Origin of the sequence: Vibrio sp. 10N.222.55.B11 (assembly GCF_041473705.1) — a bacterium.
GTDB lineage: Bacteria > Pseudomonadota > Gammaproteobacteria > Enterobacterales > Vibrionaceae > Vibrio > Vibrio crassostreae_C.
The window spans coordinates 1-3,824 of the sequence record NZ_JBFRST010000069.1 but is presented as its reverse complement, the minus strand read 5'-3'; the positions used below and the strand labels follow the sequence as shown (position 1 = coordinate 3,824).

At 50.7% G+C, this 3,824-nt stretch carries 6 protein-coding genes; all 6 read left to right on the top strand.

All coding sequences use genetic code 11. The features are described 5' to 3' along the window. A partial coding sequence (gene traA / locus AB4503_RS22540; protein WP_372115743.1) for a type IV conjugative transfer system pilin TraA occupies positions 1 to 213 on the top strand: 213 nt, incomplete at its 5' end. Between the two features lie 9 nt (positions 214 to 222). Next, positions 223 to 525, top strand: coding sequence for a type IV conjugative transfer system protein TraL (traL, locus tag AB4503_RS22535; RefSeq protein ID WP_016800089.1), 303 nt, complete (start codon positions 223 to 225; stop codon positions 523 to 525). A 14-nt stretch (positions 526 to 539) separates the two neighbouring features. Next, positions 540 to 1,115, top strand: a complete 576-nt coding sequence (gene traE / locus AB4503_RS22530; RefSeq protein ID WP_016800090.1) for a type IV conjugative transfer system protein TraE — start codon at positions 540 to 542, stop codon at positions 1,113 to 1,115. Then, positions 1,102 to 1,887: a type-F conjugative transfer system secretin TraK gene (gene traK / locus AB4503_RS22525; RefSeq protein WP_017096434.1), complete on the top strand. Its 786-nt coding sequence runs from the start codon at positions 1,102 to 1,104 to the stop codon at positions 1,885 to 1,887. The genes traE and traK overlap by 14 nt, the downstream gene beginning before the upstream one ends. Further along, positions 1,877 to 3,421 carry a TrbI/VirB10 family protein gene (locus AB4503_RS22520; protein WP_048666133.1) on the top strand — a complete coding sequence of 515 codons (1,545 nt, stop codon included), beginning with the start codon at positions 1,877 to 1,879 and terminating at the stop codon, positions 3,419 to 3,421. The genes traK and AB4503_RS22520 overlap by 11 nt, the downstream gene beginning before the upstream one ends. Then, positions 3,418 to 3,813: a type IV conjugative transfer system lipoprotein TraV gene (gene traV, locus AB4503_RS22515; protein WP_017104313.1), complete on the top strand. Its 396-nt coding sequence runs from the start codon at positions 3,418 to 3,420 to the stop codon at positions 3,811 to 3,813. Before AB4503_RS22520 ends, traV begins: the two co-directional genes overlap by 4 nt. The last annotated feature ends 11 nt before the right edge of the window (positions 3,814 to 3,824 follow it).

The window sequence follows — 3,824 nt, the reverse complement described above, 5'->3', positions numbered from 1 at the left end:
GCTCTGGCTGCCGATATCTTCGCGTCAGGTAAACAAGCCATGAAAGACTCGGCGGGCAAAGGCTCTGCGGTTGAAACCGCGATGCTGGGGACTGGGCTTGCGGGGGCGGTCGTCACTGGACTGATGAGCCGTAACTGGTTTGCGGCCGTTGGCGGGTTCATTGGCGGCTCAGTCTTGTGGAATGTTGGAGCACCACTCGTCGGCTTAGGCTAAGGAGTCACAATGGAAGACCCTCATCAGTTTTTTTCTATTCCAAAACACATGAACAAAGGTCGTCGCTGGCTCGGGTTCCCAGTTGATGAACTCGTGCCTGCCCTCTGCATTTTTGGCCTCTCATTCTGGCTTAAACACGAAATGATAGGGCTGACGTTATCGCTGGCTTGGTTTGGGGGATTACGTTACATCAAAGCGCAATACGGTGACAACATCGTTACCCTGTCACTTTATTGGTGGGGGGCTTCCTTTGTCCATCCCACCCTCTTTAAGCGTACCCCCTCAGCCTGTCGTCGTTACTGGATTTTCTAAGGAGACCCTTCATCATGGATCCGTTTGTTAAACGGGATAAGCTGGCCGTCAAAAGCCTCCTCAATCTTTTTTTGAGTGCAGGCTTTCTTGTTATGCTTATCACTAACCTGGTGTTGGGTTACACCAGTTATCAAGCCCTTACCCATCAAAGCCGAACCCTAGTCCCGCCCACCCTCTCTCAAGCCTTTACGGTTTCGGATGGCGCGGTCGATGAACCTTATCTTGAGCAAATGGCGGATTATCTTCTCTACCTGAAACTCAACATCACGCCGGCAAGCGTTGGACGTCAGTTTGGTCAGTTACTTGAATATTTAGACGAGACAAGCTGGTACAACGTTCAACCTAAGCTGCTTCGAGAAGCCACGGTGGTTAAAAAAGATAACATCAGCAGCCAATTTTCTGTCGAGTTGGTCCGAATTTCTCTCGACACTCTCCAAGTACAACTCTACGGGAAACTCCAAAAGCACGTAGGCCAACGCGCACTAGATCCGGAGATGAAGTGGTATCAAGTCAACTTTAGCTATGACCAAGGCGTCATAGGTTTACTCTCCATTGAAGAAGTCGAGGTCAACACCGATGAATCTTTATGAGCAATCATTCACCCCATCGCAGCAATGGCACCCTTATTTTTTATCCATCGCGCTTTGGGTGGTCTTTTTCATCCCCTCTTTTGCCCTGGCTGAAAATGCCGCCATGGTGAGCTATGAGTTTGACGAAGGCGACACGATCCCCTTGTCACTCTCTTCCATTAACGTGAACCGTTTACTGGTCAACAATGACCGTATTATTTCGATCGTCTGCCCGAAAGGGTTTTGCACCTCAACGGGCAACCAAAAAGACGCTTCCGGCTCCATCACCTTAAAAATTAACCTTCCCTTACCGTTTACCGCGCACCTGACGACAGAGAAAGGGCGATTGTTTGCGCTGTTTATTACCCCCAAAGCTACACCATCTTTGGTCACGGAGTTTGTTTGGTCGCAAAATTACAAAGAGCAGCAAAGCCCGATTGAGCAGGCGGCGGATTATCCCGCCGCCATGACAGCGCTCACCAAAGCCATGATACGTTTTGTCCATGATGGCGCTCCCATTGCTGGTTTTAAACGTCACGACGTTGACCCCAAAACCTTACCCAAAGATGAAGCGTCACTGGCCATCATCCCTCAAACGGTCTTCGTGGGCCGTCATTATTCTGGGGTGGTTTATCAGCTCAAAAATCAAAGCCGCAGTGACATGGCGCTGACCACCGCGCAGTTCTACAGCTATTCCGCACGCTCAGCCGCGCTCGATGCCTATCAATTAAAACCTGGGCAAACTACCACGCTCTATCTCATTACTGGAGGAGGCGCCACCCATGCTCGATAAACAAAAAGACGCCTTGGGCCGTTTTAAGAAACGCGTCTTCAAAGACACCGACGGGGACTTTGAAGACGGCGGCACGATCAATGCCGTGACAAGAAAGCGCAATCGCACCATTACGCTCACGGTATTGCTGATATTGACCGCCCTGGCTTTTGTTGTTTGGCGGTTAACACTGTCTCCCCAAGCGCCAAGCAAGGGCATTCAAGATGTCGGATTTGGCGCTGTCGTCACCGATGATTTTACCGACAAAGACAACCAGTCCGCCCTGACGTTTCAACAAGACAAAATCAACCAAATAGAACAAAGCTTAGCGCGGTTTGAAGGCACATTAAGTCGCTTTGGACAAAGCTTAACCTCTGAGTTAGAGAACATTAAAAAGGCCAATGAGCGCGATACAAAATCGCAACTGACAGAGCTTGAGCAGCAGATGCAACAAAAGCTCGATGAAGTTGACGCGCTCAAGGCGCAGCTTGAGACGCAATTAGCCTCAACCCTCAAGGCAGGCGATCCTTCGACTCAACACGGCATCGAGACCAACCAGGGAGACACCTTTGGCCAATACAAACTGCCCCCAAGACCGGCCATTAATAGCAACATGGATAACGCCAAGGTGAATGAGTTCCAGTACCAAGAGCAAGATGATGTGGCCTTTAGTGGTGATGCCTTTGATAGCTTTGAATTTCACTGGCAAGCCAGTGTCGAGGAGAAACAATCCCGTCGCACGACCGATAACTACGTGCCAACCGGCACCTTTGTGACCGCCGTAATTACCGGCGGCGCTGATGCTAATGGGGGCGTCTCTGGACAAGGGGATACCTCACCGATTGTCTTTCAGACAGTCAATCAGGGGGTCTTACCCAACGGTCAGGCCTCTAAATTGAAGGATTGCACGATCACCGGCGCCGTCTACGGTGAGATCTCATCCAGCCGCGGCGTCGCTCGCACCAGTAGAATGAGCTGCATACAACCCAATGGCGATATTCTCGATATCCCCGTCAATGCGACCGTGTTTAACTTTGGTCGCAATGGTATTCGCGGTACCACCATTTTGAAAAACGGTAAGATCGTTCAAATGGCCGGCATTGCGGGGATCTTGCAAGGCGTAGGGGATGCAGGTAAAGCGCTGGCACAAACCACGACACCGACGGCGCTCGGCCCAAGTCAAAGCATCAACAGCGATAAAATTGGCTTGAATCTGCTTGGCGGCGCCACGGAGAGCGTTGGCAGCAAATTGGCGGACTACTACATCAAACTGGCCGAACTCTATCATCCGATAGTGGAAGTCAATCCTGGTGCCATCGTCAATATTGTCTTTTTGGAAGGCTTTCCATTAGATCCATTGCTGGCCGATGAATACGAAACGCGTATGAATGAGCAGCGTGAGCAAGTCTCCAACAGCAATCAACTGTTAGATGTCATTACCAACACCCCCTCTCTTCCACCAACCACTCAAACCGCCCCCATCAACCCTTTAGCGCAAAAAATCACCCAACAAGGGTTAAGCCGCGTGGGCTTTGGGCGTGAGGAATCACCATGAATAGGCACGCTTTGTTTTCACTATCGATACTCTTAGGTCTGACCGGTTGTAGCGCGGGCTTTGAGAGCGAATACAGTTGCGATCAGGTCGGCGGCGTTTCAGGTTGCGTCACCATGAACGAAGTTCGAGACAACCTATACGGTTATACCGGAGGCAGTGGTAACGCCACGGTCTCTTCTCAAGCGCGTCTCGCCCCACCTTCCGCCTTTACCTTACTGCCAAGGCGCAATCGAGAGGGGGAGCCAGAGCGAAGCCAAGAAGACGTTAAAAAACTCACCGTCTTCCCTTTCATCGACAAAGACAATCACTACATCGATACGATGGATGTTTACTTTGTCTTAGACGATAGCCGTTGGTCTGGGCGCCCTGCGCGCGCGATTTGGAAAGATTGATTAGGAAAAAA